22 protein-coding genes are annotated in these 23,294 nt (G+C 62.3%); 16 read left to right on the top strand and 6 right to left on the bottom strand.

Annotated features, from left to right (window positions below; all coding sequences use genetic code 11):
- Nucleotides 1-4: 4 nt before the first annotated feature.
- Complete coding sequence (locus tag VF194_RS01085) at nt 5-1,435, bottom strand: hypothetical protein (RefSeq protein WP_330887159.1); 1,431 nt, start codon at nt 1,433-1,435, stop codon at nt 5-7.
- Nucleotides 1,436-1,565: 130 nt separating this feature from the next.
- Between VF194_RS01085 and VF194_RS01080 the strand changes: the two genes are divergently transcribed.
- The 8 genes from VF194_RS01080 (at nt 1,566) to VF194_RS01045 (ending at nt 11,346) form a co-directional block, all read left to right on the top strand.
- Entirely contained in the window at nt 1,566-3,263 is a 1,698-nt protein-coding gene (locus VF194_RS01080; protein ID WP_330887157.1) for a tetratricopeptide repeat protein, read from the top strand.
- On the top strand, nt 3,260-5,320 hold the full coding sequence (locus VF194_RS01075) for a tetratricopeptide repeat protein (RefSeq protein ID WP_330887155.1): 2,061 nt from the start codon (nt 3,260-3,262) through the stop codon (nt 5,318-5,320). The genes VF194_RS01080 and VF194_RS01075 overlap by 4 nt, the downstream gene beginning before the upstream one ends.
- Nucleotides 5,317-6,804: a tetratricopeptide repeat protein gene (locus VF194_RS01070; RefSeq protein ID WP_330887153.1), complete on the top strand. Its 1,488-nt coding sequence runs from the start codon at nt 5,317-5,319 to the stop codon at nt 6,802-6,804. Before VF194_RS01075 ends, VF194_RS01070 begins: the two co-directional genes overlap by 4 nt.
- Before the next feature lie 211 nt (nt 6,805-7,015).
- Nucleotides 7,016-7,849, top strand: coding sequence for a flagellin (locus VF194_RS01065; protein WP_330887151.1), 834 nt, complete (start codon nt 7,016-7,018; stop codon nt 7,847-7,849).
- Nucleotides 7,850-7,998: 149 nt separating this feature from the next.
- Nucleotides 7,999-8,415 carry a flagellar biosynthesis repressor FlbT gene (locus tag VF194_RS01060; RefSeq protein ID WP_330887149.1) on the top strand — a complete coding sequence of 139 codons (417 nt, stop codon included), beginning with the start codon at nt 7,999-8,001 and terminating at the stop codon, nt 8,413-8,415.
- Nucleotides 8,372-8,734, top strand: a complete 363-nt coding sequence (locus VF194_RS01055; RefSeq protein WP_330887148.1) for a flagellar biosynthesis regulator FlaF — start codon at nt 8,372-8,374, stop codon at nt 8,732-8,734. The genes VF194_RS01060 and VF194_RS01055 overlap by 44 nt, the downstream gene beginning before the upstream one ends.
- 36 nt (nt 8,735-8,770) lie before the next feature.
- Complete coding sequence (locus VF194_RS01050; protein WP_330887146.1) at nt 8,771-11,008, top strand: tetratricopeptide repeat protein; 2,238 nt, start codon at nt 8,771-8,773, stop codon at nt 11,006-11,008.
- A gap of 116 nt (nt 11,009-11,124) precedes the next feature.
- The gene (locus tag VF194_RS01045) at nt 11,125-11,346 is read left to right on the top strand and encodes a hypothetical protein (protein ID WP_330887144.1); all 222 of its coding nucleotides are present in this window, start codon (nt 11,125-11,127) and stop codon (nt 11,344-11,346) included.
- 78 nt (nt 11,347-11,424) lie between these two features.
- Here the strand turns inward: VF194_RS01045 and VF194_RS01040 are convergent, their stop codons facing one another.
- The gene (locus tag VF194_RS01040) at nt 11,425-11,601 is read right to left on the bottom strand and encodes a hypothetical protein (RefSeq protein WP_330887142.1); all 177 of its coding nucleotides are present in this window, start codon (nt 11,599-11,601) and stop codon (nt 11,425-11,427) included.
- A gap of 121 nt (nt 11,602-11,722) precedes the next feature.
- On the opposite strand from VF194_RS01040, the gene VF194_RS01035 reads away from it, so the two are divergent.
- The 6 genes from VF194_RS01035 (at nt 11,723) to mltG (ending at nt 17,825) form a co-directional block, all read left to right on the top strand.
- Nucleotides 11,723-13,327 carry an FAD-dependent oxidoreductase gene (locus VF194_RS01035; RefSeq protein ID WP_330887140.1) on the top strand — a complete coding sequence of 535 codons (1,605 nt, stop codon included), beginning with the start codon at nt 11,723-11,725 and terminating at the stop codon, nt 13,325-13,327.
- A 97-nt stretch (nt 13,328-13,424) separates the two neighbouring features.
- Complete coding sequence (fabD, locus tag VF194_RS01030; RefSeq protein WP_330887139.1) at nt 13,425-14,366, top strand: ACP S-malonyltransferase; 942 nt, start codon at nt 13,425-13,427, stop codon at nt 14,364-14,366.
- A gap of 10 nt (nt 14,367-14,376) precedes the next feature.
- Nucleotides 14,377-15,117 (top strand): 3-oxoacyl-[acyl-carrier-protein] reductase, encoded by a 741-nt coding sequence (fabG, locus tag VF194_RS01025; RefSeq protein WP_330887137.1) that lies wholly within the window; start codon nt 14,377-14,379, stop codon nt 15,115-15,117.
- A gap of 142 nt (nt 15,118-15,259) precedes the next feature.
- Complete coding sequence (locus VF194_RS01020; protein ID WP_300302640.1) at nt 15,260-15,499, top strand: acyl carrier protein; 240 nt, start codon at nt 15,260-15,262, stop codon at nt 15,497-15,499.
- 60 nt (nt 15,500-15,559) lie between these two features.
- Nucleotides 15,560-16,837, top strand: a complete 1,278-nt coding sequence (gene fabF / locus VF194_RS01015) for a beta-ketoacyl-ACP synthase II (protein WP_330887133.1) — start codon at nt 15,560-15,562, stop codon at nt 16,835-16,837.
- Between the two features lie 10 nt (nt 16,838-16,847).
- The gene (gene mltG, locus VF194_RS01010) at nt 16,848-17,825 is read left to right on the top strand and encodes an endolytic transglycosylase MltG (protein WP_330887131.1); all 978 of its coding nucleotides are present in this window, start codon (nt 16,848-16,850) and stop codon (nt 17,823-17,825) included.
- On the opposite strand, the gene VF194_RS01005 is transcribed toward mltG, so the two are convergent.
- On the bottom strand, nt 17,826-18,596 hold the full coding sequence (locus tag VF194_RS01005; protein ID WP_330887129.1) for an SDR family NAD(P)-dependent oxidoreductase: 771 nt from the start codon (nt 18,594-18,596) through the stop codon (nt 17,826-17,828).
- Between the two features lie 65 nt (nt 18,597-18,661).
- On the opposite strand from VF194_RS01005, the gene VF194_RS01000 reads away from it, so the two are divergent.
- Nucleotides 18,662-19,555, top strand: coding sequence for a YicC/YloC family endoribonuclease (locus VF194_RS01000; RefSeq protein WP_330887127.1), 894 nt, complete (start codon nt 18,662-18,664; stop codon nt 19,553-19,555).
- Nucleotides 19,545-20,195, top strand: a complete 651-nt coding sequence (gmk, locus tag VF194_RS00995) for a guanylate kinase (protein WP_330887125.1) — start codon at nt 19,545-19,547, stop codon at nt 20,193-20,195. Before VF194_RS01000 ends, gmk begins: the two co-directional genes overlap by 11 nt.
- Before the next feature lie 16 nt (nt 20,196-20,211).
- Here the strand turns inward: gmk and rsmA are convergent, their stop codons facing one another.
- The 3 genes from rsmA to VF194_RS00980 all read right to left on the bottom strand — a co-directional run bounded on the left by rsmA (nt 20,212) and on the right by VF194_RS00980 (nt 23,276).
- Entirely contained in the window at nt 20,212-21,039 is an 828-nt protein-coding gene (rsmA, locus tag VF194_RS00990) for a 16S rRNA (adenine(1518)-N(6)/adenine(1519)-N(6))-dimethyltransferase RsmA (RefSeq protein WP_330887123.1), read from the bottom strand.
- On the bottom strand, nt 21,023-21,970 hold the full coding sequence (gene pdxA, locus VF194_RS00985; protein ID WP_414656061.1) for a 4-hydroxythreonine-4-phosphate dehydrogenase PdxA: 948 nt from the start codon (nt 21,968-21,970) through the stop codon (nt 21,023-21,025). Before pdxA ends, rsmA begins: the two co-directional genes overlap by 17 nt.
- Before the next feature lie 70 nt (nt 21,971-22,040).
- Nucleotides 22,041-23,276: a peptidylprolyl isomerase gene (locus VF194_RS00980; RefSeq protein ID WP_330887387.1), complete on the bottom strand. Its 1,236-nt coding sequence runs from the start codon at nt 23,274-23,276 to the stop codon at nt 22,041-22,043.
- Between the last annotated feature and the right edge of the window lie 18 nt (nt 23,277-23,294).

Raw genomic sequence — 23,294 nt, 5'->3', positions numbered from 1 at the left:
CAGGCTATATCCGGTCTGTGACGCGGGCTTGACGGAACACGGCCATCAGGCAGGCGCCGGCGATGACGAATGCAAGGACCCATATCGGTGGCGAGACGGGGCCGACAAACACGAAGGCCAGTCCTGCAATGGCGGCAAAAGCGGCCAGGCCGATTGCCGCCGGTTCGATACGTTGCGCGCAAAGACGCTGCGCGGCAACCGTGAGGCTTGCCGCGGCGATGAAATTTGCCGCCAGCAGAACGGCGGCGATGCCCGCCATGCCGGCCATCTCGGCTGCCGGGTAGCAGGCCGCCAGGAAGATAGCGAGGGCGAACAAATTGTTGCGCACCGACCAGCCGGTCCGGCCGGTCTGCAATATGCCGGCCGTCAATGGCGATTTGGCGAGTTGCACGGCCCGGTTCAGCAGCAGCAAGGCGTAGACACCGGCAAGCTGCGGCATGGCATCATGGGCGAGCAAGGCGAATAACGGCCCGCGGGCAAGCAACAGCAGGAAAACCAGCGGGGCGCCGGCCGTCAGCGCGATGCTGCTGACGCGCCCGATGATGGCCGATGCCATAGGCTGGCGCAGGGCATGATGCACCAGTCCGCCCCAGGCCATGAAGAAGGGCAGGGCCAGGACCGCATCGAACAGCGACGTGACTTTGGCCGCGATCATGAACTGGCCGGCAGCCTCGATCGAAACCAGGGCCGCGAGAAAGAAACGGCATAACGAATCCAGGCTGTATCGCAGCATCAGCCCGAGCATCATCGGCATGCCATAGCGCAGAAGCTTCCACGACAATTCGGGCGGCAGTCCCAGTCTGAAGCGGCCGGCTACCAGTGCAAGGGCAAGGCCGCAGGAAAAGAACTGCGCCAGGGCCTGCGCGGCGAGCAATCCGGGCAGGCCGAGATCGTAAATGGCGACGGCGGCCAGGCTGAGAAGCAGGACGAGCGTCAATTGGGACAGACCGATGACGCCGGCCAGCCACACGCGGCGCGCCGCCCGCAATTCGGTGAGCAGGATCGTCTGCAGGACGCCGGAAGCCAGCAGGGGCACCAGCAGCCAGGCATGAGGCAGGATGGCGCTGTCGAACAGCGACATCAGGCTTGCGCTGGAAAAGCCGGCCCAGAGCAATCCGCCCGCGGCGGCCCCGGCCAAGCCGCAGAGCAGCAATGTCGCCCCCAGCAGGACCGGCCGCTGTTCGGGCGGCACATGCGCATAGTAATAAAGGTAGGCGAATTTCAAGCCGAGCAGCCCGAAGGTAACGCCCTGCACCTGGGCGGTCTCGATCAGGCTGAACAGGCCGAGATCGGCCGGCTGCAGATAGGCGGTGACAACAGGCAGCAGCAGCAATCCGCCCGCATTCTGCAGCCCAAGCGAGATCAGGTAACCGACAAAATCCTGATAGAGGGCATGCGTGAAATCGGCCGGGGTGGCAAGCTGCTCCGGCGCCATCGGCCTTCCCAGGCGGAAGGGCGCGAGGTATTTGGCCAGAAATGAACGGGAATGGCCTGTCGATGGCGGATCTTGCATTGCGGTACGGGATTACGAGTCCGTTAACGCTGATGACTTAATGCAGATTAACATGTTGCCCGAAAGGATAGCCGAGAAAATCAGCCGCACCCTGGCGACGGCGAAAAAGCTGCATGCGATGGGGCATGCCGAGGATGCACGCCGCGCCTGCCAGCTCGTCCTGCAGCTCGATCCGCAGAATATGGGAGCGCTGTTCCGGCTCGGCCAGATCGCGCGCAGCGAAGGCCAGTCATTGCAGGCGGCGGAGTTCTTTTCCCGGCTGCTGGGCCAGGAACCGGGGAACACTGGCTATGCGCAGCTGCTGGCCGCCAGCTATCGCGAAGCGCAGCGTGCGGACGTCGCCGAAAAGATCGCCGACGAAGCCCTCCGGAAGACTCCGAAGGATGCCGCGTTATGGATGGAGAGGGGGCGGTGCCGCCTGGACCAGGGGCAACTGGAAGCGGCGGCCGGCGATTTTGCGCAATCCCTCTCGCTGGACGGCAAGAACGCTTTCGCCCATAGCCTGCTGGGCATCGTGCGCAAGCGGATGGGACAGCGTGCCGCTGCCGCCGAAAGCTTCCGTATGGCCTCGGCCTTGGATCCAAACGACCTGGCGGCGTTGAATGGGTTGGGCACCGATCTTCTGGATGACGAGCGCTTCGACGCGGCGGCGGAGCATTTCCGTCGCGCTCTCGCCCTGCAGCCGCGCTTTGCCAAGGCCCAGAAGAATCTGGCTTATGCGCTGAGCCTTGCCGGCGAGATCGAACCGGCGCGAGCGGCTTTCGAAAGGCTGTTCGAGATAGCGCCGGACTATGCCGAAGGCCATATGGATTACGGGCTGTTCCTGCTTTCGATCGGGGAATATGCCAAAGGCTGGAAGGAATACGAGCAGCGCTGGCAGTTCGACCGCTTCGACGAGCGGGACTGGTCGCAGGGATTGCCGCGCTGGGACGGATCGCCGCTGCAGGGGCGGCGGCTGTTGCTCTGGGGGGAACAGGGCATCGGCGATCACATCCTGTACGGCACCATGCTGCCGGATGCGATCCGCCGGGCCGGCGGGGCCGTTTCGATCGCGGTGGAGAAACGGCTGGCGCCACTCTTTGCCCGTTCGCTGGCGGCCGGCAATGTCACGGTGATCGAACGCGGCGCCCCGGCACAGGCGGATGTTCAATGCCCCTTGGGCAGCCTGGGCCATTGGCTGCGCCAGCGGCCCGAAGATTGCGGGGCCGGCCGCTATCTGAAGGCGGATGCCGAGCGCAGCGCGGCCATGCGGCGCCGGTATGCCGGCTTGGCGGGCGCCGGGGCGCGGATCATGGGGCTGTCGTGGCGCAGCGTGAATTGGCATATCGGCGAATACAAAAGCCTCACTCTCGAGCAGTTGCTGCCGATCCTGCGGCGGCCCGGCATCACCTGGGTTTCCCTGCAATACGGCGATGTAGCGGCGGAGATCGACGATTTTGCCCGCCGCCATGGCATCAGCGTGCACCAGGATCCGGAGGTGGACGCCACGCATGATCTGGACGGCCTGGCGGCGCAGATTGCGGCTCTGGACGGCGTGATCAGCACCAGCAATTCCACGGTTCATTTCGCCGGCGCGCTTGGCGTGCCCTGCTGGGTGCTGCTGTCGTCGGGGCGCGGGCGATTGTGGTATTGGCCGCGCCAGGGCGAGCGGACGCCATGGTATGGGTCGGTGCGGCTGTTCCGCCAAACCGTGCTGGGGGACTGGGCGCCGGTGATCGAGCGGGTTAACAAAGAATTAGACGGTCAATGACGGCGCCGCAGCCAAAAACCCTCTCGCAATGGCTGACCGAGGGCGTGCAGGCCCATCAGGCCGGGCAGGTCCAACGGGCGCAGGAATGCTATTCCGCCGCCTTGCGCCTCGATCCAAAGCAGCCCGATGCGTTGCACCTGCTTGGCGTCATCGCGGATCAGGAAGGGCATCATCAGCAGGCTGTCGACTTGATCCGGCAGGCGATCGAGCGCTCGCCGCGATCGGCCATATTTCACAACAGCCTTGGCAATGCTCTACTGGCGGTGGGGGACGAGGGGGATGCAGAGGCGGCCTACCGGCGGGCTATCGTATTTGACCCGGACTATGCAGATGCTTTGTTCAATCTCGCCAACCTACAGCGCCAGCGTGGCTTGCGGGATGAAGCGCTGGACCTTTATGGGCGGGCATTGCGGGCTTCGCCTGGACATACCGGGGCCAAGCTGGCGGTCAGCGGTATTTTACTCGAACTGCATCGCTACGACGAAGCGATCAAGCACCTTGCAGCGATCATTCACGCCGATCCCAGGGCAGCGGAGGCCCGCGATTTGGCGGCAATGGCCTTGCGGGCGACCGACAGGATCGACGATGCGCTTCTGCAGCACCGCAAGGCGATCGCCCTCGCGCCATCGGAGATGCGTTACCGCGAGAATTACGCAATCAGTCTGATCAAGACCGGCCACGAGCGTGCTTATCGCGAGGCGGAAGCCGAATTGTCTATTGTACTGGACAAAAAACCGAATCGGGTGAATGCGTTGGCCGCCATGGGAGCGGTTCTGCTCAAACAGCAGAGGCATCGCGCCGCTTTGCCTTATCTCGAGCAGGCACTTTCTATCGGTGGTGAGCAGTTTGAAGTGCTGATCAATTGCTCGATGGCATTGATATTCACTGGTCGTTCCGAACAAGCTCTGGATTGCTGCGAACGGGCCATTCGCCTTGCCCCCGATGATTGTGTGGCACTGGCTCAACGCGGTGCCATTCGCGAGCATCTCGGCGATCTGGCCGGTGCGCTGGCTGATTATGAAGCAGCTCTGCGGGCAACAAACCGCCGCACCCCGATGCGGATTGCCGATATCACCTTCAAACGTGGCCTTATTCTTCTGTCGCTGGGACGGCTTGCCGAAGGCTGGCCGCTTTATCGCTCACGCATGCAGGCGAACAGTCCTGATCCACGCGGGCAAGTCTTCGAAAAGCTGCTGCCGCGCTGGGATGGCATCGTCCGGCCAGAGCAACGGTTGCTGGTTTGGGGAGAGCAGGGCGTCGGCGATCAGGTTCTGTATGCTTCGATGCTGCCGGATTTGCGGGCAAAGGGAGCGAACTTCACTTTCCTTTGTGATCCTCGGCTCGTGGCTTTGTTCGCGCGATCATTCCCGGGAATGCATGTCGAGCCAGCCAAGGATGCGGAACTGGAACTTTGGGCAAAACAGAACGATGTGCAGATCGGCTTAGGCGATCTTGGCACCTGGCTACGGCCGACGCTCGCCGATTTTCCACCGCCTCAGGCCTACTTGCGGCCCGATCCGGTCCGGGTGGCCGCGCTGCGGCAGCGGTATCGCAGTTATGGCAAGCGACTGGTGATCGGTTTGACCTGGCGCAGCCGGAATCCCTCGTACGGTGCCTACAAAAGCACCTCCCTGATGGATTGGGCCCCACTCCTGCTGCAACAGGACGTTCTGTTCGTCGATATGCAGTATGGCGACACCGCCGACGAACGGCGGCAGGTTCGGGAAGAATTGGGTGTCGAAATCCTTCATGACGACAGCATTGACGCCATGAAAGATTTGGATGGTTTTACCGCTCAGGCTGCCGCGCTTGATCTGATGATCGGCAGCAGCAACAGCGGCATTCATCTGGCCGCCGCCACGGGGTGCCATTGCTGGGTGATGGTGCCGGGCGGTTTCGGCCGCATCTGGTATTGGCTGTACGATCGTACGGACAGCCCGTGGTACCCCAATGTCCGGTTGTTTCGGCAGCCGCGTGGTGCCGGCGACGCTTGGCAGCAACCGATCGAGGCTGCCGTCGCCGACCTGGAGCATTTTCGACGGGATGCGGAAGTATGACGGTAAGCTTGTCGGCATTGTTGCGGCAGGCGGTCGCCCATCATCAGAGTGGGCGCCTGGCAGAGGCGCAGGCGGGATACGAGGCGGTGCTTGCTCGCAACCCGCTGCAACCCGATGCCCTGCACCTCCTCGGCGTGCTGCAGGATCAGATGGGACGCCATGAGGCGGCAGTTGCACTCATTCAGAAAGCCATCGTGCAATCGCCGGATCAGGCGATGTTCCATGGCAATCTCGGAACAGCCCTGCTGGCCGCCAATCGGGCCGCAGAGGCGGAGGAAGCCTATCGGCATGCCGTGACGCTCGATCCGGATTATGTCGAGGGCCACTATAATCTCGGCAATCTTTTGCGGCGGCGCGGTGACGTGCCGGCAGCCCGGGAGCATCTCGAACGTGCTGTCAGCCTGGCGCCGAATCACGTGCAGGCCAGAAACAATCTGGCGATGCTGTTGTGGGAGGATTGCGCAGATTCCGTTGCGGCTGGCGAAGCGTTCAAGTGCCTGCTTGCACAAGCGCCGGACTGGGCGACAGCGCATATGAATCACGGCGTTTTCCTGCTGGCCGGGGGGGATTTCCGAGAAGGCTGGGCGGAATACGAATGGCGCTGGCGCAGCGAAACATACCATGAGCGGGATTGGGGCTGCGGTTTGCCGCGCTGGAATGGCGAGCCGCTCGATGGAGCTCGGCTTCTGCTGTGGGGCGAGCAGGGCATCGGTGACCAAATCCTCTATGGAACCATGCTACGGGACGCCCGGCAGTTCAGCCGTGCTGATTTGTGCATCGCCGTCGACAAACGGCTGGTCGGGTTGTTCGAGCGCTCGTTCGCCGATGTCCGGGTCAGGGTCATTGCGCGGGGCGAGCAGACCGATGCGGTCCGGCAATGTCCGTTCGCCAGCCTAGGGCGTTGGCTGCGGCGCGAGGAAGCCGACTTCGTCGACAAAGGTACCTACCTCGTTGCAGATACCGGGCGAAGCCGATATTTGCGCCAGCGCTACCAGCAGATCGCTGGCGAGGGAAAACGCCTGCTGGGGGTCTCGTGGCGAAGCGGCAACAGCAGCATCGGCCAGGATAAGAGCATTCCGTTGGAGCAATTGCTGCCGGCTCTGCGACAACCCGATGTCTTCTGGATCAGTTTGCAGTATGGGGACACGGCTGCTGAAATAACGCTTTTGCGCGAACGGGGGATTGATATCCATCAGGATGAAACGATCGATGCATTCCAGGACATCGATGCTTTGGCAGCCCAGATCTCGGCATTGGATGGCGTCGTCTCGGTGAGCAACACCACTGTTCATGTTGCCGGAGCACTGGGCGTCCCATGCCAGCTGCTTCTGCCACTTGGTCGCGGTCGGCTGTGGTATTGGCCGGCGGGAGGGGAGGCAGGCCGCTGGTATCCGTCCGTCCGTATCCTGCGCCAGGAACGGGCTGGCGACTGGGAAGCGGCCGTTGCCTGTCTGCGCACCATTTTGTCAGAACATCGGCTCTAAATTTCCATGTGAATCCATACCCATGCAGCATCGGGAAAGCCCGTCAGCCTGTCGGGTAGCTGCGAGCATGGTTAACAAGAGCTTACGCCAGTGAGCTATTTTTTCCGATATGCCAACTTTTTTGAGTTGACGGCCCTGTGCCGGCCTCATACAAAGTGAGCGTCCTCAAAAGAGGGCTTCTACAATTTGGTCCTAGAACAGGAGCATTCAGATGTCTAATTCCGTCAATACCAACGTTGGCGCGCTCGTCGCCCTCTCGTCGCTGCGCGGCGTCAATACCGAACTCGATAAGACTTCCAAGCGCGTCCAGACCGGCTACAAGGTGGCCGACGCCTCTGACGACGCAGCCGTCTTCGCGGTTGCCCAGGGCATCCGCGGCAACATCAAGGCCTATGCCTCGGTGCAGTCCTCGCTGGCGGCCGGTGAAGGCCTCGGCCAGGTGACCGCCGCCGCGTTGTCCGGCATTTCGAACCTTGTTGGCGACCTGAAAGCGAAGTTCGCCAACCTGGCGGACGGCTCGCTGACCACCGACCAGCGCGCGGTGTATGTCAACGACGCCAAGCAGTTGCTCGGTCAGATCGTCAACTACATCAGCCAGGCGACCTATAACGGCAAGAACCTGCTCAGCGGCTCGGGCGCCACTGCGGTCACCTTCGTGGCCGACGTGACCGGTACGACGCTGACGCTGCAGACCTCGACTTCGCTGTCGGTTTCGACCCAGACCTTCTCGGGCGATATCGTGACCTACAGCGGCGCCGGTGCATCGGGTTACTCGCAGGCGGCTTCCGCTCTGGGTGCTTTCGAGGCGCTGGTCAACTCGATTTCGGCGCAGGTTGCTGCCCAGGCTCGTTCGATCAGCCTGCAGAAGGGCTTCGTCGACGATCTGGTGGACGCCACCAAGAAGGGCCTCGGCGCCCTGGTGGATGCCGACGTGGCGACCGAAAGCGCCAACCTGCAGTCCCTGCAGGTCCGTCAGCAGCTCAACATCCAGGCGCTGTCGATCGCGAACCAGCAGCCGAATACCCTGCTCAGCCTGTTCCGCTAATCGGTACAGCCAGCTTAGCTTTGGGAAGGGGGCCGCAAGGCCCCCTTTCTTTTTCTTCTGACGGGATTTCTTGACGGCCAGCTCCAACCCGGATAGCCCTGTATGGCTTGCAATTAATCAGGGATGAGGACCGTCGTCCTCACAAGCCAGTGCCGCTCATTATTACGCTTAAGGCTGGCGAGAAATTCATTCTTAATCGGGCGGTGCTCAGCCTCTCGAAATCCGCCAGCATCATCATCGAGAACAAGGCTTCGTTCCTGCGTGAGAAACACATCCTCAAGCCGGAGGAAGTCGATACCCTAGGCAAGAAGATTTATTATCTTTGCCAATTGGCCTATCTGTGGGAGGAGAAGTTCGAAGAACTTTACCCGCAGATAAAAGAGTCCTGTTTGGATTTCGTTAAGGCGGCCCCGAGTACACATGCATTGGTGGGCAGTATCGGGGCAGCATTGGTCCAGAAAGACTATTTCAAGCTCCTGAAACTGGCTCGACGTTTGATCGAGGTAGAACGGAGATTGCTGGATGTCGGGAAAGAATCCATACCTGGCAGCGCAAAACACCCTTGAAACGCCGCGACAGCTCGAATACCGGCTTTTCTCGTCGGTCACCCGCGCGCTGATGGATCTGCGTCCTATCATCAACAGTACAGAGCCGCTTGACGTCGCCAAGATCGCCAATGCCATCAATTGGAACCGGGATGTCTGGAATCATCTGATGCCGGAAGTCCTGGATGAGAAGAACCCGCTCAATCGCGAAACCAAACTGGCTTTGATCAATATCTGTATTTTCGTCAATCGGCACACGGATAAGATCACTCAGGGCGAAACCCGGGATATCGAATCGCTCATCCAGATCAACCGCAATATCATGGACGGCCTGAAATGAGGCAATCTGTTTCACCGTAGGCCCCCGCAGCCATTGATGACGGGAAGTGCTGTACCATGGCGTCAGCAGCTCCAGCGCGCGGTGCAATTGCACCAGACTGGTCGGCTCGGCGAGGCAATCGATCTTTATCGCGAGGTTCTCGCGCAGCGTCCTGAGAATACCGACGCTTTGCATCTTCTGGGCATGGCCCTGGAACAGGCCGGTCTGCCGGCGCAGGGGCGTCCATTCATAGAACTGGCGATACGCCACGCCCCGGAAATAGCCGCCTACCATAACAGCCTGGGCAATATTCTCCGCACCCTTGGCGATGCCGGGGCGGCGCGGGCCGCCTATCAGGCTGCATTGGATCGAAACCCTGCTTTTGCCGAGGCGCATAATAATCTCGGTCTGTTGGATCAAAAAGACAAAGAATGGCGCGCCGCCGCGGCGCATTTCCGTGCCGCATTGACCGCCGATCCCGGCCTGGTTGCCGCTCGTTTCAATCTGGCATTATCAGAATGGATGTCAGGCGAGCAGCAAGCCGCGTTATCAGCGTTTTCCGATATCCTGAATGCAGCGCCGGGATATGCCGCATCGCTGGCAAATCTGATCAAAGCCGCTCTCGGCGCCAAGGATACATCGGGTGCGCGCCGGCTCTTCAATTTACTGGAGGAGAAGGCGACCCTGCCGAAAGGGGAGCGGCATTTCATCAAAGGTGGAATGGCATTTTCGGATGGCGATGCCGCCGGTGCCGAGCAGGAACTGCGCGCCGCACTGGCTTTCGATCCGCATCATGGCGATGCCTTGGCATTGCTTGCCAAATTGTTGCTGGAGCGTCATGCAGAAGCGGAAGCCATTCCCTTGTTGGAACAATTACTGACGCAAAGACCGCAGGATCCGGCGGCGCTGGCGGCCTTGGGCCACGCCCTTAACCATGTGGGAGCGCATGAACGGGCGGTTCAGATCCTCGAACAGGTGGTTGCCAGCCAACCGGACGATCTGGGGGCGCGTGCCAAGCTGGCCCAGAGCCTTGGCAAGATCGACCGTCTCGATGAGGCCTGCGACACCTATCGGCAGGTGATCGCGGCTAGACCGGAGGAGCCATCTGGTTACGCGAATCTGGCGGGTTTGGAATTGCGGCGCGGCAATCTGCAGGCGGCGGCCGAAGCTGCGGAGGCGGCGCTGCAACTCGATCCCAACAACACGGTTGCCATCGGCAACCTCGCCAATATTCGCAGCGCGCAGGGCCAATTCGAGGCGGCGGAGGCGCTGTATCGGCAACTGCTGGCTCTTCAGCCTGGGGATGCGGATACGCATAACAACCTCGGGATGATGTTGCTCCGGCTGGGACGCTATGGCGAGGGATGGCCGTATTTCGCTTGGCGCCGATACAGCGCTGGCTGGACATCGCCCGATTGCAGCCGAGGCCTCCCGCGCTGGGATGGGAGTAACCCCTCGCCGGGCCGCGTTCTGATCTGGCGCGAGCAGGGAGTGGGCGACGAAATCCTGTTTTCCAGCCTGTTGCCGGAATTGGCCGCGGCAGGCATCGGCATTGTGCTGGCAGCAGAAAAACGTCTCGTGCCTCTCTTCGCGCGGTCCTTCCCCGACATTCAGGTCGTAGACAACGCTTTGGATTTGGACACCGGCGCGTTGCGGTTGACCTGTCAGATGCCGCTGGGGGATGTCGCCGCACTTTGCCGGCAGGGTCAGGAGGATTTCCGGCTCCAGCCACGCCGTTTCCTCATACCTGACGCGGAACGCGTCAGAATATTGCAAGCTCGATATCGCAAATCGGGTTTCGGTAAACGTGTCGGAATTTCGTGGAATAGCCGCAACCCACGTACCGGTCGGCATAAATCCGTTACGTTGCGAGACATGCTGCCGTTATTTCAGGAGCCGGACGTAGCCTTCGTTTCCCTGCAGTACGGCCAGGCGGCGGCCGATACCGAGGCCTTCCGCAAGGAGACCGGTATCGATATCTACCGCGATCCGGAAATTGATCCGTTGGCGGACATCGACGGTCAGGCGGCGCAGATCGCCGCTCTGGATATGGTGGTCACGGTCAGCACGGCCTCGGCTCACATTGCCGGAGCCCTGGGGGTGCCGACCCTGATCCTGCTGCCGGAGGATTGGGGGCAGCTCTGGTATTGGGGCGCGGCCGGTGAGCGGACGCCCTGGTATCCCTCGGTACGGCTTTGCCGGGGCGCGCCCGATCCTCGCGGTAACGACGTCGTCCAGCGCGCGCTGCCCATCTTTCGGGCCATGCTTAGCGAATCCGGCGGCGCCGGGTTATAATTCGGTTACCGCTCGGCCTTGAAGAGTCGCATTTACCATCAATCAACCAAAATATGCGACGAAAGCGGTTGTTGAGGCGAAATTGTTTGCCCAGTTTTCGGAGGGGGGGTCAACCCATGTCGATGACGGAAGACGAGCAGAGCAAGGTCACGCGCGAATCCTTCGTCGCGACCTGGGAAGCTCTGGTGAATGGTGGCGTGAACCGCGAGATCGTTGCGGCGATAGCCATGAGCATGGCTCTGGCGGAGCTGACGGCGATCTTCGGCAAGGCGGTCACCGCCCATGGCCTGGAGAAGTTGCCGGATACGATTCGCTCGGGCGCTTTCGACGCCAAATAAAGGCCCAGTCCTGCAGCAGGCGTGAAAAAACCGGCCAGGAACTGGCCGGTTTTTTTGTCTTTGAGGCGGATCGCCCGCTTAGACCGAGATATCCACCTGACCGCCGACACCAGCCTGCATGGGGGCGGCAGCCTTGGTGATCTGCTTGATATTTTCAAGCCCCGCCGTCACGGCAGTGAGCACGGCGAGCTGGCTGTCCTGCGCGACCCTCAGGCCGACGAAATACAGTTTCTGCTTGACGCCTGACGCTTCCACGGCGAACTCCTCAATTCGCGTCCAGTTTCGTATCGGCGCAGAGGCCGCACCACGCCTTCAGCATTGATTAACCATATTTTCCATCGCCAGAGGCTTTCTCCGTTCGCTATATTGGTTTCAAATGCAACCAAAACAGCCGGAGGAAAGGATGGCGGAGTTCGCCTATCCGTCGTTTGGGTACAGGCCGCCCAACAATCCGGGCGGCGTCGAGCATTGCCGGGTTGCTATCGTGGGCGGAGGGCCTGTCGGCCTCAGCGCCGCCCTGGATCTGGCCAAACACGGCATCTCCTGCGTCCTGCTGGACGAGGAGGACACGGTCAGCGTCGGCAGCCGGGCGATCTGCTACGCCAAGCGCACGCTTGAGATCTGGGACCGCCTGGGCGTCGGCGAGCGCATGCTGGACAAGGGGGTGACCTGGCAGCTTGGCAGGGTCTTCCACGGACCGGCGCAGCGTTACAGCTTCGATCTGCTGCCAGAAAGCGGCCATCGCTTCCCGGCCTTCATCAATCTTCAGCAATATTATGCCGAGCTTTTCCTCGTCGAGGCGGCCCGGGCGCAGGAGGCGATCGACCTGCGCTGGAAACATCGGGCCGTGGGGGTGACGACGGGCAATGACGGCGTCCGGCTGAGCGTGGAAGCCCCGGATGGCGGCTATACACTGGTCGCGGATTACCTGCTGGCCGCCGATGGCGCGCGCTCGACCATCCGCCGGCAGCTTGGCTTGGATTTCCGTGGTCAGGTCTTCGAGGACCGCTTCCTGATCGCCGACGTCCATATGAAGGCCGACTTCCCCACCGAGCGCTGGTTCTGGTTCGAACCTCCTTTCCACAATGGCGGCTCGGCGCTGCTGCACAAGCAACCGGATGACATCTGGCGGATCGATCTGCAATTGGGCTGGCAGGCGGATCCGGAAGTCGAGCGCCAGCCGGCGCGCGTCATTCCGCGGCTCAAGGCGATGCTGGGCGAGAATACCCCCTTCGAGCTGCAATGGGTCAGCATCTATACCTTTCAGTGCCGGCGTCTGGACCATTTCCGTCACGGTCGTATCCTGTTCATTGGCGATGCCGCCCATCAGGTATCGCCATTTGGCGCGCGCGGCGCCAATTCCGGCGTTCAGGACGTCGACAACCTGATCTGGAAACTCGCCTATGTGATGACCGGCGAGGCGCCGGATGCGCTGCTGGACACCTATGACAGCGAGCGGGTCGAGGCGGCGGAGGAGAATATCCTGCATTCCACCCGCAGCACCGATTTCATCGTGCCACGCAACAGCGCCGCCAAGGCTTTGCGCGATGCCGTCCTCGATCTCGCCGGCGACTACGCCTTCGCGCGTCAGATGGTCAATTCGGGCCGGCTGTCCTTGCCGACAAGGTATCGCGATTCGCCCTTGTCGACGCCGGATGATGAGGTTTTCGCTGGCGGGCCGCCGCCGGGGGCGCCGGCCATAGATGCTCCGTTGAACGATGGGGATTGGCTGCTGCGGCGATGCCAGAATGGGTTCACATTGCTGACCTTCGATGCCGAGGCCGCGGTGCCGGCACCGCTGGCTTCTCGAATCTCCACGCTTCCCGTGCACAACCAGGATCTGATTGCCCGCCGCTACGGTGCCGAGCCTGGAACCGTTTACCTGCTGCGCCCGGATCAGCATGTCGCGGCACGTTGGCGGCGCGCGAATCCTGAAAAGATTTCAAAAGCTTACAGAAAAGCTCTGATGCAGCCGGTTTGAGGGCGGGTAATCGTCAGCGCTTGACAGGGCGGGACTGGCGCTTATGACTGGCGCCGCATTTTATCATTTGTGGCGTCAACGAACGGGGAGCCCGAGTATGAGCCGTGCCTATTTGTTTCCAGGCCAGGGCAGCCAAGCGGTCGGCATGGGCAAGGAACTTGCCGAGGCCTTCAGCGCGGCACGCGAGGTGTTCCAGGAAGTCGACGATGCCCTGTCGCAAAAGCTCTCGAAGCTGATGTTCGAAGGGCCGGAAAGCGATCTGACGCTGACCGAAAATGCGCAGCCCGCCTTGATGGCGACCAGCATGGCAGTGGTACGTGTCGCCGAAAAGGAGTTCGGCGTCGATCTGGCGGCCAAGGGGGCCTATGCGGCCGGCCATTCGCTGGGTGAGTATTCGGCGCTTTGCGCCATGGGCGCTCTGTCGATCGCCGATGCGGCACGGCTCCTGAAGCTGCGCGGCCAGTCGATGCAAAAGGCGGTGCCGGTCGGCGAGGGGGCGATGGCGGCCCTGCTGGGCGCGGAACTCGATCTGGCGCAGCAGGTCGTCGCCGAAGCGGCGCAAGGTGAGGTGGTCGGTTGCGCCAACGACAATGGCGGCGGCCAGGTGGTGATCTCCGGCAAGAAATCGGCCGTTGAGCGCGCCATCGAAGTGGCCAAGGCCAAGGGGGTGAAGCGGGCCATGCTGCTGCCGGTCAGCGCGCCATTTCATTGCGCCATGATGCAACCGGCGGCCGATGCCATGGCAGAGGCTTTGGGCAAGGTGCAGCTTAGCGCACCGAAATTGCCGGTCGTCTCCAATGTCACGGCCAAGGGCGAATCCGATCCCGACGATATCAAGAAATTGCTGGTGCAACAGGTCACTGGACTTGTGCGCTGGCGCGAAAGCATGATCTGGCTGAAGGCGCAAGGCACATCCCAGGTCGCGGAACTGGGGGCGGGCAAGGTTCTGGCCGGCCTGATGAAGCGGATCGACAAGGAGGTCGAACCGGTCAGCGTTGGTTTGCCTGCCGAATTGGAAGCCTGGGCGAAAACCCTTTAAGGAGACATCTATGTTCGATTTGTCCGGCAAATTCGCCCTGCTGACCGGTGCTACCGGCGGTATCGGTGGCGCGATCGCCACCGCCCTGCATGCGCAGGGCGCCACGGTGGCGCTGTCCGGCACCCGCGAAGCCATGCTGCAGGAACTGGCCGCCAAGCTCGGCGATCGCGTCCACGTCGTGCCCTGCAATCTGGGCGATGTGGACGCGGTCAACGGCCTGATCGCCAAGGCCGAGGCCGCGATGGGCCAGGTTGATATCCTGGTCAACAATGCCGGCATCACGCGCGATGGCCTTGCCATGCGCATGAAGGACGAGGACTGGCAGACGGTGCTGGATGTCAACCTGAGCGCGGCCTTTCGGCTCGCCCGGGCCTCCCTGAAGGGCATGATGAAGCGGCGCTGGGGTCGTATCATCAGCATCACCTCGGTGGTTGGTGCGACCGGCAATCCGGGCCAGGCGAACTATGCTGCTGCCAAGGCCGGCCTGACGGGCATGAGCAAGGCGCTCGCCCAGGAGGTCGCCTCCCGCAACATCACCGTCAATTGCGTCGCTCCGGGTTTCATCCAGACGGCCATGACGGACGTGCTGACCGAGCAGCAAAAAGAGACCATTTCCCAGCGCATCCCGGCCGGCCGACTCGGCCAAAGCCCTGAAATTGCAGCCGCCGTGATCTATCTGGCGTCTGAGGAAGCCGCTTATGTGACCGGCCAGACCTTGCATGTAAACGGCGGTATGGCCATGATTTCCTGAGGAAATTCGGCGACGGATCATCCTTCGGCGGGGGGCTGGAACAACTTGGAAGCGCCGATTTTCTATGGTAATGGAGGCCCCCATCTGCCGGCTGCCGCCGCTTGGCGCGGTGCGGGCAGCCACAACAACAAGGATTTAGGAAATGAGCGACATTGCTGAGCGCGTTAAGAAGATCGTCGTCGAGCATCTGGGCGTCGAGGAAGAAAAGGTTACCGAAAGCGCAAGCTTTATTGATGACCTGGGCGCGGACAGCTTGGATACGGTCGAGCTGGTGATGGCGTTCGAAGAAGAATTCGGCGTCGAGATCCCTGACGACGCGGCGGAAAAGATCCTGACCGTCAAGGATGCCATCGATTTCATCAAGGAGCGTTCGGCCTCCTAAGTCGGGCCCGCTCCTGCTGCGCATCTTTCGCTTTTCGGTTCCCGTAAGAAAGGTTCTGCCATGCGTCGTGTCGTCGTTACCGGCCTCGGCTTGGTTACGCCGCTTGCCACCGGCGTTGAGGCAACCTGGACCCGCTTGACCAATTCCGAGTCCGGCATTGGTCCGATCACCCGGTTCGATGCGTCCGAAATGCCGGCGAAGATCGCCGGTCAGGTGCCCCTCAAGGCGGATCACCCGGACCGGGAGGATGCCTTCGATCCGGACGCCTGGATGGAAGCCAAGGAGCGCAAGCGGGTCGACGATTTCATCGTCTACGGCATGGCGGCGGCGAAGCAGGCGATCAGCGATTCCGGCTGGGTGCCGGCCGACGAAGAGCAGCGCTGCCGGACCGGGGTCCTGATCGGCTCCGGCATTGGCGGCCTGAATGGCATCGAGGAGGCGGCGATCACGCTCAAGGAAAAGGGGCATCGCCGCATCAGCCCGTTCTTCGTACCGGGTCGGCTGATCAATCTCGTTTCTGGTTACGTGTCGATCGAGCACGGCTTCAAGGGCCCGAACCACGCCGTGGTGACGGCCTGTTCGACCGGTGCGCATGCGATCGGCGATGCGGCTCGTCTGGTCGCTTTTGACGATGCCGACGTCATGATCGCCGGCGGCGCCGAAGCGACCGTCGGTCCGCTCGGTATTGCCGGCTTCTGCGCCGCCCGCGCGCTGTCCACCGGCTACAATGACCGCCCGAGCGCGGCATCGCGTCCCTGGGACAAGGGGCGCGACGGTTTCGTGATGGGCGAGGGCGCCGGCATCGTCGTGCTGGAAGAGCTGGAGCATGCCAAGCGTCGCGGCGCTAAAATCTACGCCGAGATCGTCGGCTATGGCCTGTCAGGCGATGCCTATCACATCACCGCGCCGCATGAGAGCGGCGACGGCGCCTTCCGCTGCATGCAGATGGCTCTGAAACGCGCCGGCATGCAGCCGTCGGATATCGACTACGTCAACGCACACGGCACCTCGACGCCGCTGGGCGACGAAATCGAACTGGGCGCCATCAAGCGCCTGTTTGGCAACGCGGTGGCCAACCTGTCGATGTCGTCGACCAAGTCGTCGATCGGCCATTTGCTCGGCGCCGCCGGCGCGGTCGAGGCGATCTTCTCGATCCTGGCGATCAAGACCGGCGTGGTTCCGCCCACCCTCAATCTCGACGATCCTTCCGAGGCGGCCGAGGGCATCGATCTTGTGCCGCACAAGGCAAAGAAGCGTCAGGTTCGGGCGGCGCTTTCGAACTCCTTCGGATTCGGCGGCACCAACGCGTCTCTGGTCCTGAAGCGGTACGACGCCTAAACTCCTGGGCATGAAACGGATCGTGCGGCCGCTGCTGGCAATTGCGCTGGCGGCGGTGCTGATTTTTGGCGGCGGGTATATCTGGTTCGTATCCTGGCTGGATCGGCCCGGTCCTGCCGCGCAGGAGACGGTAATCGTCATTCCCCGCGGCAGCGGCGTCACGGCGATCGCCCGGCTGTTGACCCGGGGCGGCGTGGTCTCGAATGCGCGGCTGCTGGAATTCGCGGCTTCTTACACCGGCACCAGAACCAAGCTGAAGGCGGGCGAGTACCAGTTCGCCCCCGGAGAGACCCCGCGCGGCGTGCTGGAGCAGATTGCCGCCGGGCGAGTCCTGATCCATCGCCTGACCATCCCGGAGGGGCTGACCACCGCCGAGATCCGCCAGTTGATCGCCGGCGCCGATGCCTTAAGCGGCGACTGGCCGCAGGAGAACATTCCGGAAGGCAGCCTGCTGCCGGAAACCTATCATTATATCCGCGGCGACAGCCGCAGCGATTTGGTTCACCGCATGCAGCAGGCAGAAAAGAGCCTGCTCGCCGAGCTTTGGGCCAAGCGGGCGCCGGGCCTGCCCTTGGCCAATCCGGAGCAGGCGATCGTGCTGGCCTCCATCGTCGAGGCGGAGACGCCGATCGCAGAGGAACGGCCACGGGTGGCCGCCGTATATCTGAACCGGCTTAAGAAGGGCATGCGGCTTCAGGCTGATCCGACCGTCGCCTATGGGCTGACCAAGGGCGAACATCCGCTGGACCGGCCGCTCAGCCACGCCGATTTGGCGGCCGCTTCGCCATGGAACACCTATCTGATCGACGGCCTGCCACCGACGCCGATCAATCACCCCGGACGGGCAAGCCTGGCGGCCGTGCTGCAGCCCGAGCAGAACGATTATCTGTTCTTTGTCGCCAATGGCAGAGGCGGCCATGTCTTTGCCGAAACCTATGAACAGCACCTGCGCAACGTGGCGGCCTACCGGGCCGAGCGGAAGCGCTGATCAGCTTTTCCGCGGGATACGGCGCATCAGGTGGTCCAGCCAGGGATAGGGCAGGATTCCGAGCAGCCGGGCCAGAGCCAGCATGGGCCAGGGGAACGCGATACGCCCCCGGTTTCTGGCCAGGCCGTCGCGGATGATGTGCGCCGCCTTATCGGCTTTCATCAGGAATGGCATCGGGAAATTGTTGCGGTCGGTCATGCGGCTAACCACGAAGCCCGGGCAGATCGCGGAAACCCGAATGTTCAAGGGTGCCAGCCGGCCGCGCAATTCCTCGGCATAGGCGCGGGCGAAATGCTTGGTCGATGAATACGGCACGGCGCCGGGCGCGGCGATCAGACCGACAATCGAAGCCATGATGGCGATCTGACCGCCGCCCTGGCGGACCATGATCGGGATGGCGGGATTGACCGTGTTCAGCACGCCATCGATATTGACGCCGGTGATCTCGCGGACGTAGCTGTCGAAATCGTCCCAGCCCTTGAAGCCACCGGACAGCCCGGCATTGGCAATGACGAGGTCGAGCCGACCCCGGTCCGCAACCTCGTTGATGAAGGCCTTCATCGCCTCGGCATCGGTGACCGAAATCGTGTCGGCGATGACCGTTGCGCCAAGCGCCCGGCATTCTGAGGCGACGCCATCGAGACGGGTTTTATCGCGTCCGGTCAGTGCCAATGTCACGCCGGACGTTGCATAGAGCCGGGCAAGCGCCGCGCCGATGCCACTCGACGCGCCGGTGACGACGATGCAGGAAAGAGGTTCTGGTTCCGTCACTTAGCCTCGACCATGGCTTGGTTTGCGATTATAGTCCGGCGCAGCGTAGCATTTTCGGGGGAGTGATGTCGCTCGTCAGCATGACCGGCTTTGCGCGCGCCGACGGGCGCGCCGCAAACAAGGCCTGGACCTGGGAGCTGAAATCGGTCAATGGCCGAGGGCTGGAGCTGCGCTTCCGCCTGCCGTCGGGCTTCGAATCGCTGGAGCCGGAATTGCGGGCCATGGCGCAAGGCAAGCTGGTCCGCGGCAATATCACACTCAATCTGCAATTCGCCGAAACCGGCGATTCCGCGCCAGCCTACAGGCTGAATGAGGGCTTGCTGGACCAGTTATTGGCGCTGGCGGAACGTCTCGAGGCGCGCGGCATAGGGGCTCCACGCCTGGATGGGCTTCTTGCCGTGCGGGGGATTATCGAGCCGGTCGGGACCAGCGAGGATGAGGCTGCGCGCGATGCCTTGATGGCGGAAGTGAAGGCAAGCTTTGCCGAGGCTGTCGACAAGCTGGTTGAGAGCCGTTCGGCAGAAGGAACCAAGCTGGCGGGCGTGCTCAGCGGTCTTCTGGACGAGATCGCAAAACTGACCGACCAGGCACAGGACGTGGAATCGGTGCGACCGGAAGCGCTGCGCAATCGTCTGCGTCAGCAGCTAGACGAGCTTCTGGCGATGTCACCGCCGGTTTCCGAGGAACGGCTGGCACAGGAACTGGCGTTGCAGATCACGCGCCTGGATGTACGTGAAGAGATCGATCGGTTGCGCACGCATGTCGAGACGGCGCGCCATCTGATCAGTGGCGGCGACAGCCGGGGCGTTGGCCGCAAGCTCGATTTCCTGGCGCAGGAGTTCAATCGGGAAGCCAACACGCTTTGTTCGAAGGCATTCGATGCAGCGCTGACGGCCGTGGGCCTGGATCTGAAGCTGGTGGTCGACCGTTTGCGGGAACAGGCTCAGAATGTCGAATAAATCATCTGCCATCAGTATTGCCCGCCGCGGCCTGATGTTCGTTCTGTCCTCGCCCTCGGGCGCCGGCAAGACGACGATCTCACGCCGCCTGATGGAACTCGAAGCCAACGTGCACCTCTCGATTTCGGTGACCACGCGGCCGCGCCGGCCCGGCGAGGTTGATGGCGTGCATTACCATTTCATCAGCGGCGAAGAATTCGGCTTGATGGTCAATCGCCAGGAGCTGCTCGAGCACGCAAAGGTGTTTGATTATTACTACGGCACCCCGAAAGGCCCGGTCGAACAGCACCTGGCTGCCGGCCACGATGTTCTGTTCGATATCGACTGGCAGGGTACGCAGCAGCTTCGCCAGAATGCCCGCGACGATCTGGTCAGTGTTTTCCTTCTGCCGCCGTCTACGCGAGATCTGGAGAAGCGGCTGCATACGCGGGCACAGGATTCGGCCGAGGTGATCGCCAAGCGCATGTCGAAGGCGGCCGACGAGATGAGCCACTGGGCCGAATACGATTATGTGGTGATCAACGAAGATATCGAGCAATGCCTGGGCGAGGTGCGCACCATTCTGCATGCCGAGCGGCTCAAGCGCCATCGCGGCATCGGCTTGGTCGATTTCGTCAAGCGGCTGCGCGAAGGCCATTGAATTCAAGACGGCGCGCCTACAACAGGCGGGCAAGCGCACAGAATTCCTCGATGGATAGCGTCTCGGCGCGCCGTGTCGGATCGATGCCGGCCAACGTCAGCTTGGCATCGGAATCGGGCCAAAGTGGTTTCAGTGCCGCCCGGAGCATTTTGCGCCTCTGGTTGAAGGCGGCGGCGGTAATCTTCTCCAGCTTGGCCGGATCGGCCTCCGCCAGCGGCTTTTCGCGCGGCTCGAGTTCCACCAGGGTCGAAGTGACCTTCGGCGGCGGTACGAAGGCCTTGGGGCCGATATCGAACAGCATCCGGGCGCGGCAACGCCATTGCGCCGCGACCGAGAGACGGCCGTATGATTTGCTGCCGGGTGCTGCGGCCAGCCGTTCGGCCACTTCCTTCTGCACCAAAACCGTGATGCGGGTGAAACACTCGACCCGCTTCAGCCAGCCGAGGATGAGTGGCGTGGCAATATTGTAGGGCAGGTTGGCGACAATCTGCCAGGGCGGCGGCGTCAGCTCAGCGATGTCCGTTTCCATTGCATCCCCGGGATGCAGCTTAAGGCGGCCTTCGGCAGCCGCGGCAAGTTCGGACAGTGCCGCCAAGCAGCGTTCGTCGCGTTCGATCGCGATGACCCGCGGCGCCCCCTCCAGCAACAGCGCTCGGGTCAAGCCTCCCGGCCCGGGGCCGATTTCGACCACGGCGGGCCCCATCCATGGCATGGCAGCGCGGGCGATCTTGCGCGTCAGATTGAGATCAAGCAGGAAATTCTGGCCAAGCGATTTGCGCGCCGCGAGTTCATGCCGCGCGATCACCTCGCGCAGCGGCGGCAGGTTGTCAATGGCCGCTGACATGGCGCCGGTTTTCGGCCATTTGCGCGGCCATGCGGATGGCCGCGATAAGGCTATCGGCTTTGGCGATTCCCTTACCAGCGATATCGAACGCCGTGCCATGATCCGGCGAAGTGCGGATGATCGGCAGGCCCAGCGTGACGTTCACAGCCTGATCGAAATCGAGCGTCTTGATCGGGATCAGCGCCTGATCGTGATACATGCAGATGGCCGCATCGTAGGTGGCGCGAGCCTCGGCATGGAACATCGTATCTGGCGAGAGCGGGCCGAACGCGGCGATGCCTTCGGCACGCAGCTGCGCAACCGCCGGAGCGACGATATCGGCATCCTCGCGGCCCATTGTCCCGGCCTCGCCGGCATGGGGATTGAGGCCGGCGACTGCCAGCCTGGGATGCGCGATGCCGAACTTCTCTCGCAGGTCGGCGGCGGTGATCCGGGACGTCGCCGCGATGAGAGCCGTCGTCAAATGGTCGATCGACTGGCGCAGCGACATATGGATCGTCACCGGCACGACGCGCAGTCGCTCAGATGCCAGCATCATCACCGGCATCGCACCGCCGCACAGGTCGGCAATGAACTCGGTATGTCCGGGATGGCGGAAGCCGGCCGCATAGAGCGCCGCCTTGTTGATCGGATTGGTCACCATGGCGGCGATGCTGCCATCCTTGCACATCGCCGTGGCCTGTTCGATCGCCGCGACCACCGCCTTGGCATTGGCCGGATTGGGCTGGCCCGCCTGCGGCACCTCTGCCAGGGGGATGGGCAGCACCGGCAGGGCGGTGCTGAAGATGGCGGCTGTTTCTTCCGGGCTGGCGATGGCCTGTAGCGGCACCGGCCAGTGCATCCGTTCGGCCAGGGACTTCAATCGGTCCGGATCGTCCAGCAGGAAAAAAGGCGGCAGCCTACAGTCATTCCGCTGCAGCCAGGCCCGCATCGCGATTTCCCCGCCAATACCGGCCGGCTCCCCCATCGTGACGGCGATGGGTGCGCCGCGGTGCGGACGATCAGCGGAATTCGATCGTTGCATCGCGGCGCAATTCGCGAATATAGCGCTGTGCCAGAAGCTCGGCATGGCGCAGTAGCAAATTCTGGCGAATTTGGTTGCGATCGAAGGCGCCGTGCTCTTCCTTGCCGCAGAGCGTGAAGAGATGAATGGCCTTCGGCATTTGAACGGGCTCGGAGGTCTGGTTTATTGCCAAATTGCTCACGGCGTTGCGGAAGGCTGGGGGCAGATCGCCCAGCCGTAGGGTCCCTAGACTGCCGGAGCCCGGTGCCTTCAGCTGTTGCGCGACAGCTTCGACGTCATCGCAGCTATGGATATTGCCGCGGGCCTGACGCGCTGAAGCCATGGCTGCCTGGATGGCATTCTGCGGGGCATTCTCCGGCAAGGGCAGCAGAATCTGCTTGAGCGTGACTTTCGTTTCCTCCGCTCCCGGCATTGCCATTCGCCTCCGATCGCGAAGAAAGATGATCTGATAGCCGCCAACGGTGCGGATGGGCTCCGATATATCGCCCTTGTTCATTTTCGCCACGACGGCTTCGACTTCTTCGGGCAAGGTGCCGCGCGGCACCCAGCCGACATCGCCGCCATTGGCGGCCGTCGTTCCGCGGCTGAACTGCCGGGCGAGCGCCGGAAAGCTGGCGCCGTTTCGCAATTGCTGCAGGATATGCAGAGCCGTCTGCCGCTGCGGCTCCTCCTGGTCCGGACTGTCGACTGGGATGAGAATTTCGGCGATCAGATCTTCCGTCTGACCCGCCATGCTTTTCATTTTTTCGATCCTTTCATCGATCTCCTGATCGGTGACGGTGACCGTCGCCAACAGTCGAGAACGGATCATACGTGCCCAGGTCAGTTCGGCGCGTATCTGGCTGATCAGGGCGTCTGCATCGATATCGGCGCGCTTGGTGAATTCCTCCAGGCGGCCATTGGGAATCCCAAGTTGACGTTCCACGGAATTGATCGCGGTGTCCAGATCCTGCTGCGAAACAGAAATGCCGCGGCGCTTGGCCTCCTGCATCTCGAGGCGCTCGTCAATGAGCGAGCGCATGGCCTGCTCCCGGACGGCACGGAGGACTTCCGGCGTGTTCGGGAGATGTGACGTGGCCATGATGATGCGCATGCGCTGGGTGACGTCTCTGAGCGAGATGACCTCGTCGTTGACAAGGGCAACGATGCGTTGCTGCTCCTGGCCATAGGCTGAGATGCCGATCAAGCCGCTCAGAAGCACAAGAAGGGTCATCAAGCGAAGCATCATGAG

The organism is Ferrovibrio sp., assembly GCF_036381655.1.
GTDB lineage: Bacteria > Pseudomonadota > Alphaproteobacteria > Ferrovibrionales > Ferrovibrionaceae > Ferrovibrio.
Note: the sequence above shows the minus strand (reverse complement) of the source record. Positions and strands in the feature narration are given on the sequence as shown.

Excerpts from the sequence above, each read along its gene's own strand:
- VF194_RS01085 (WP_330887159.1), bottom strand. The coding sequence starts at position 1,435 with ATGGCGCCGGAGCAGCTTGCCACCCCGGCCGATTTCACGCATGCCCTC.
- VF194_RS01080 (WP_330887157.1), top strand. The coding sequence starts at position 1,566 with ATGTTGCCCGAAAGGATAGCCGAGAAAATCAGCCGCACCCTGGCGACG.
- VF194_RS01075 (WP_330887155.1), top strand. The coding sequence starts at position 3,260 with ATGACGGCGCCGCAGCCAAAAACCCTCTCGCAATGGCTGACCGAGGGC.
- VF194_RS01070 (WP_330887153.1), top strand. The coding sequence starts at position 5,317 with ATGACGGTAAGCTTGTCGGCATTGTTGCGGCAGGCGGTCGCCCATCAT.
- VF194_RS01065 (WP_330887151.1), top strand. The coding sequence starts at position 7,016 with ATGTCTAATTCCGTCAATACCAACGTTGGCGCGCTCGTCGCCCTCTCG.
- VF194_RS01055 (WP_330887148.1), top strand. The coding sequence starts at position 8,372 with ATGTCGGGAAAGAATCCATACCTGGCAGCGCAAAACACCCTTGAAACG.
- VF194_RS01050 (WP_330887146.1), top strand. The coding sequence starts at position 8,771 with ATGACGGGAAGTGCTGTACCATGGCGTCAGCAGCTCCAGCGCGCGGTG.
- VF194_RS01045 (WP_330887144.1), top strand. The coding sequence starts at position 11,125 with ATGTCGATGACGGAAGACGAGCAGAGCAAGGTCACGCGCGAATCCTTC.
- VF194_RS01035 (WP_330887140.1), top strand. The coding sequence starts at position 11,723 with ATGCAACCAAAACAGCCGGAGGAAAGGATGGCGGAGTTCGCCTATCCG.
- fabD (WP_330887139.1), top strand. The coding sequence starts at position 13,425 with ATGAGCCGTGCCTATTTGTTTCCAGGCCAGGGCAGCCAAGCGGTCGGC.
- fabG (WP_330887137.1), top strand. The coding sequence starts at position 14,377 with ATGTTCGATTTGTCCGGCAAATTCGCCCTGCTGACCGGTGCTACCGGC.
- VF194_RS01020 (WP_300302640.1), top strand. The coding sequence starts at position 15,260 with ATGAGCGACATTGCTGAGCGCGTTAAGAAGATCGTCGTCGAGCATCTG.
- fabF (WP_330887133.1), top strand. The coding sequence starts at position 15,560 with ATGCGTCGTGTCGTCGTTACCGGCCTCGGCTTGGTTACGCCGCTTGCC.
- mltG (WP_330887131.1), top strand. The coding sequence starts at position 16,848 with ATGAAACGGATCGTGCGGCCGCTGCTGGCAATTGCGCTGGCGGCGGTG.
- VF194_RS01000 (WP_330887127.1), top strand. The coding sequence starts at position 18,662 with ATGTCGCTCGTCAGCATGACCGGCTTTGCGCGCGCCGACGGGCGCGCC.
- gmk (WP_330887125.1), top strand. The coding sequence starts at position 19,545 with ATGTCGAATAAATCATCTGCCATCAGTATTGCCCGCCGCGGCCTGATG.
- rsmA (WP_330887123.1), bottom strand. The coding sequence starts at position 21,039 with ATGTCAGCGGCCATTGACAACCTGCCGCCGCTGCGCGAGGTGATCGCG.
- pdxA (WP_414656061.1), bottom strand. The coding sequence starts at position 21,970 with ATGCGGGCCTGGCTGCAGCGGAATGACTGTAGGCTGCCGCCTTTTTTC.
- VF194_RS00980 (WP_330887387.1), bottom strand. The coding sequence starts at position 23,276 with ATGACCCTTCTTGTGCTTCTGAGCGGCTTGATCGGCATCTCAGCCTAT.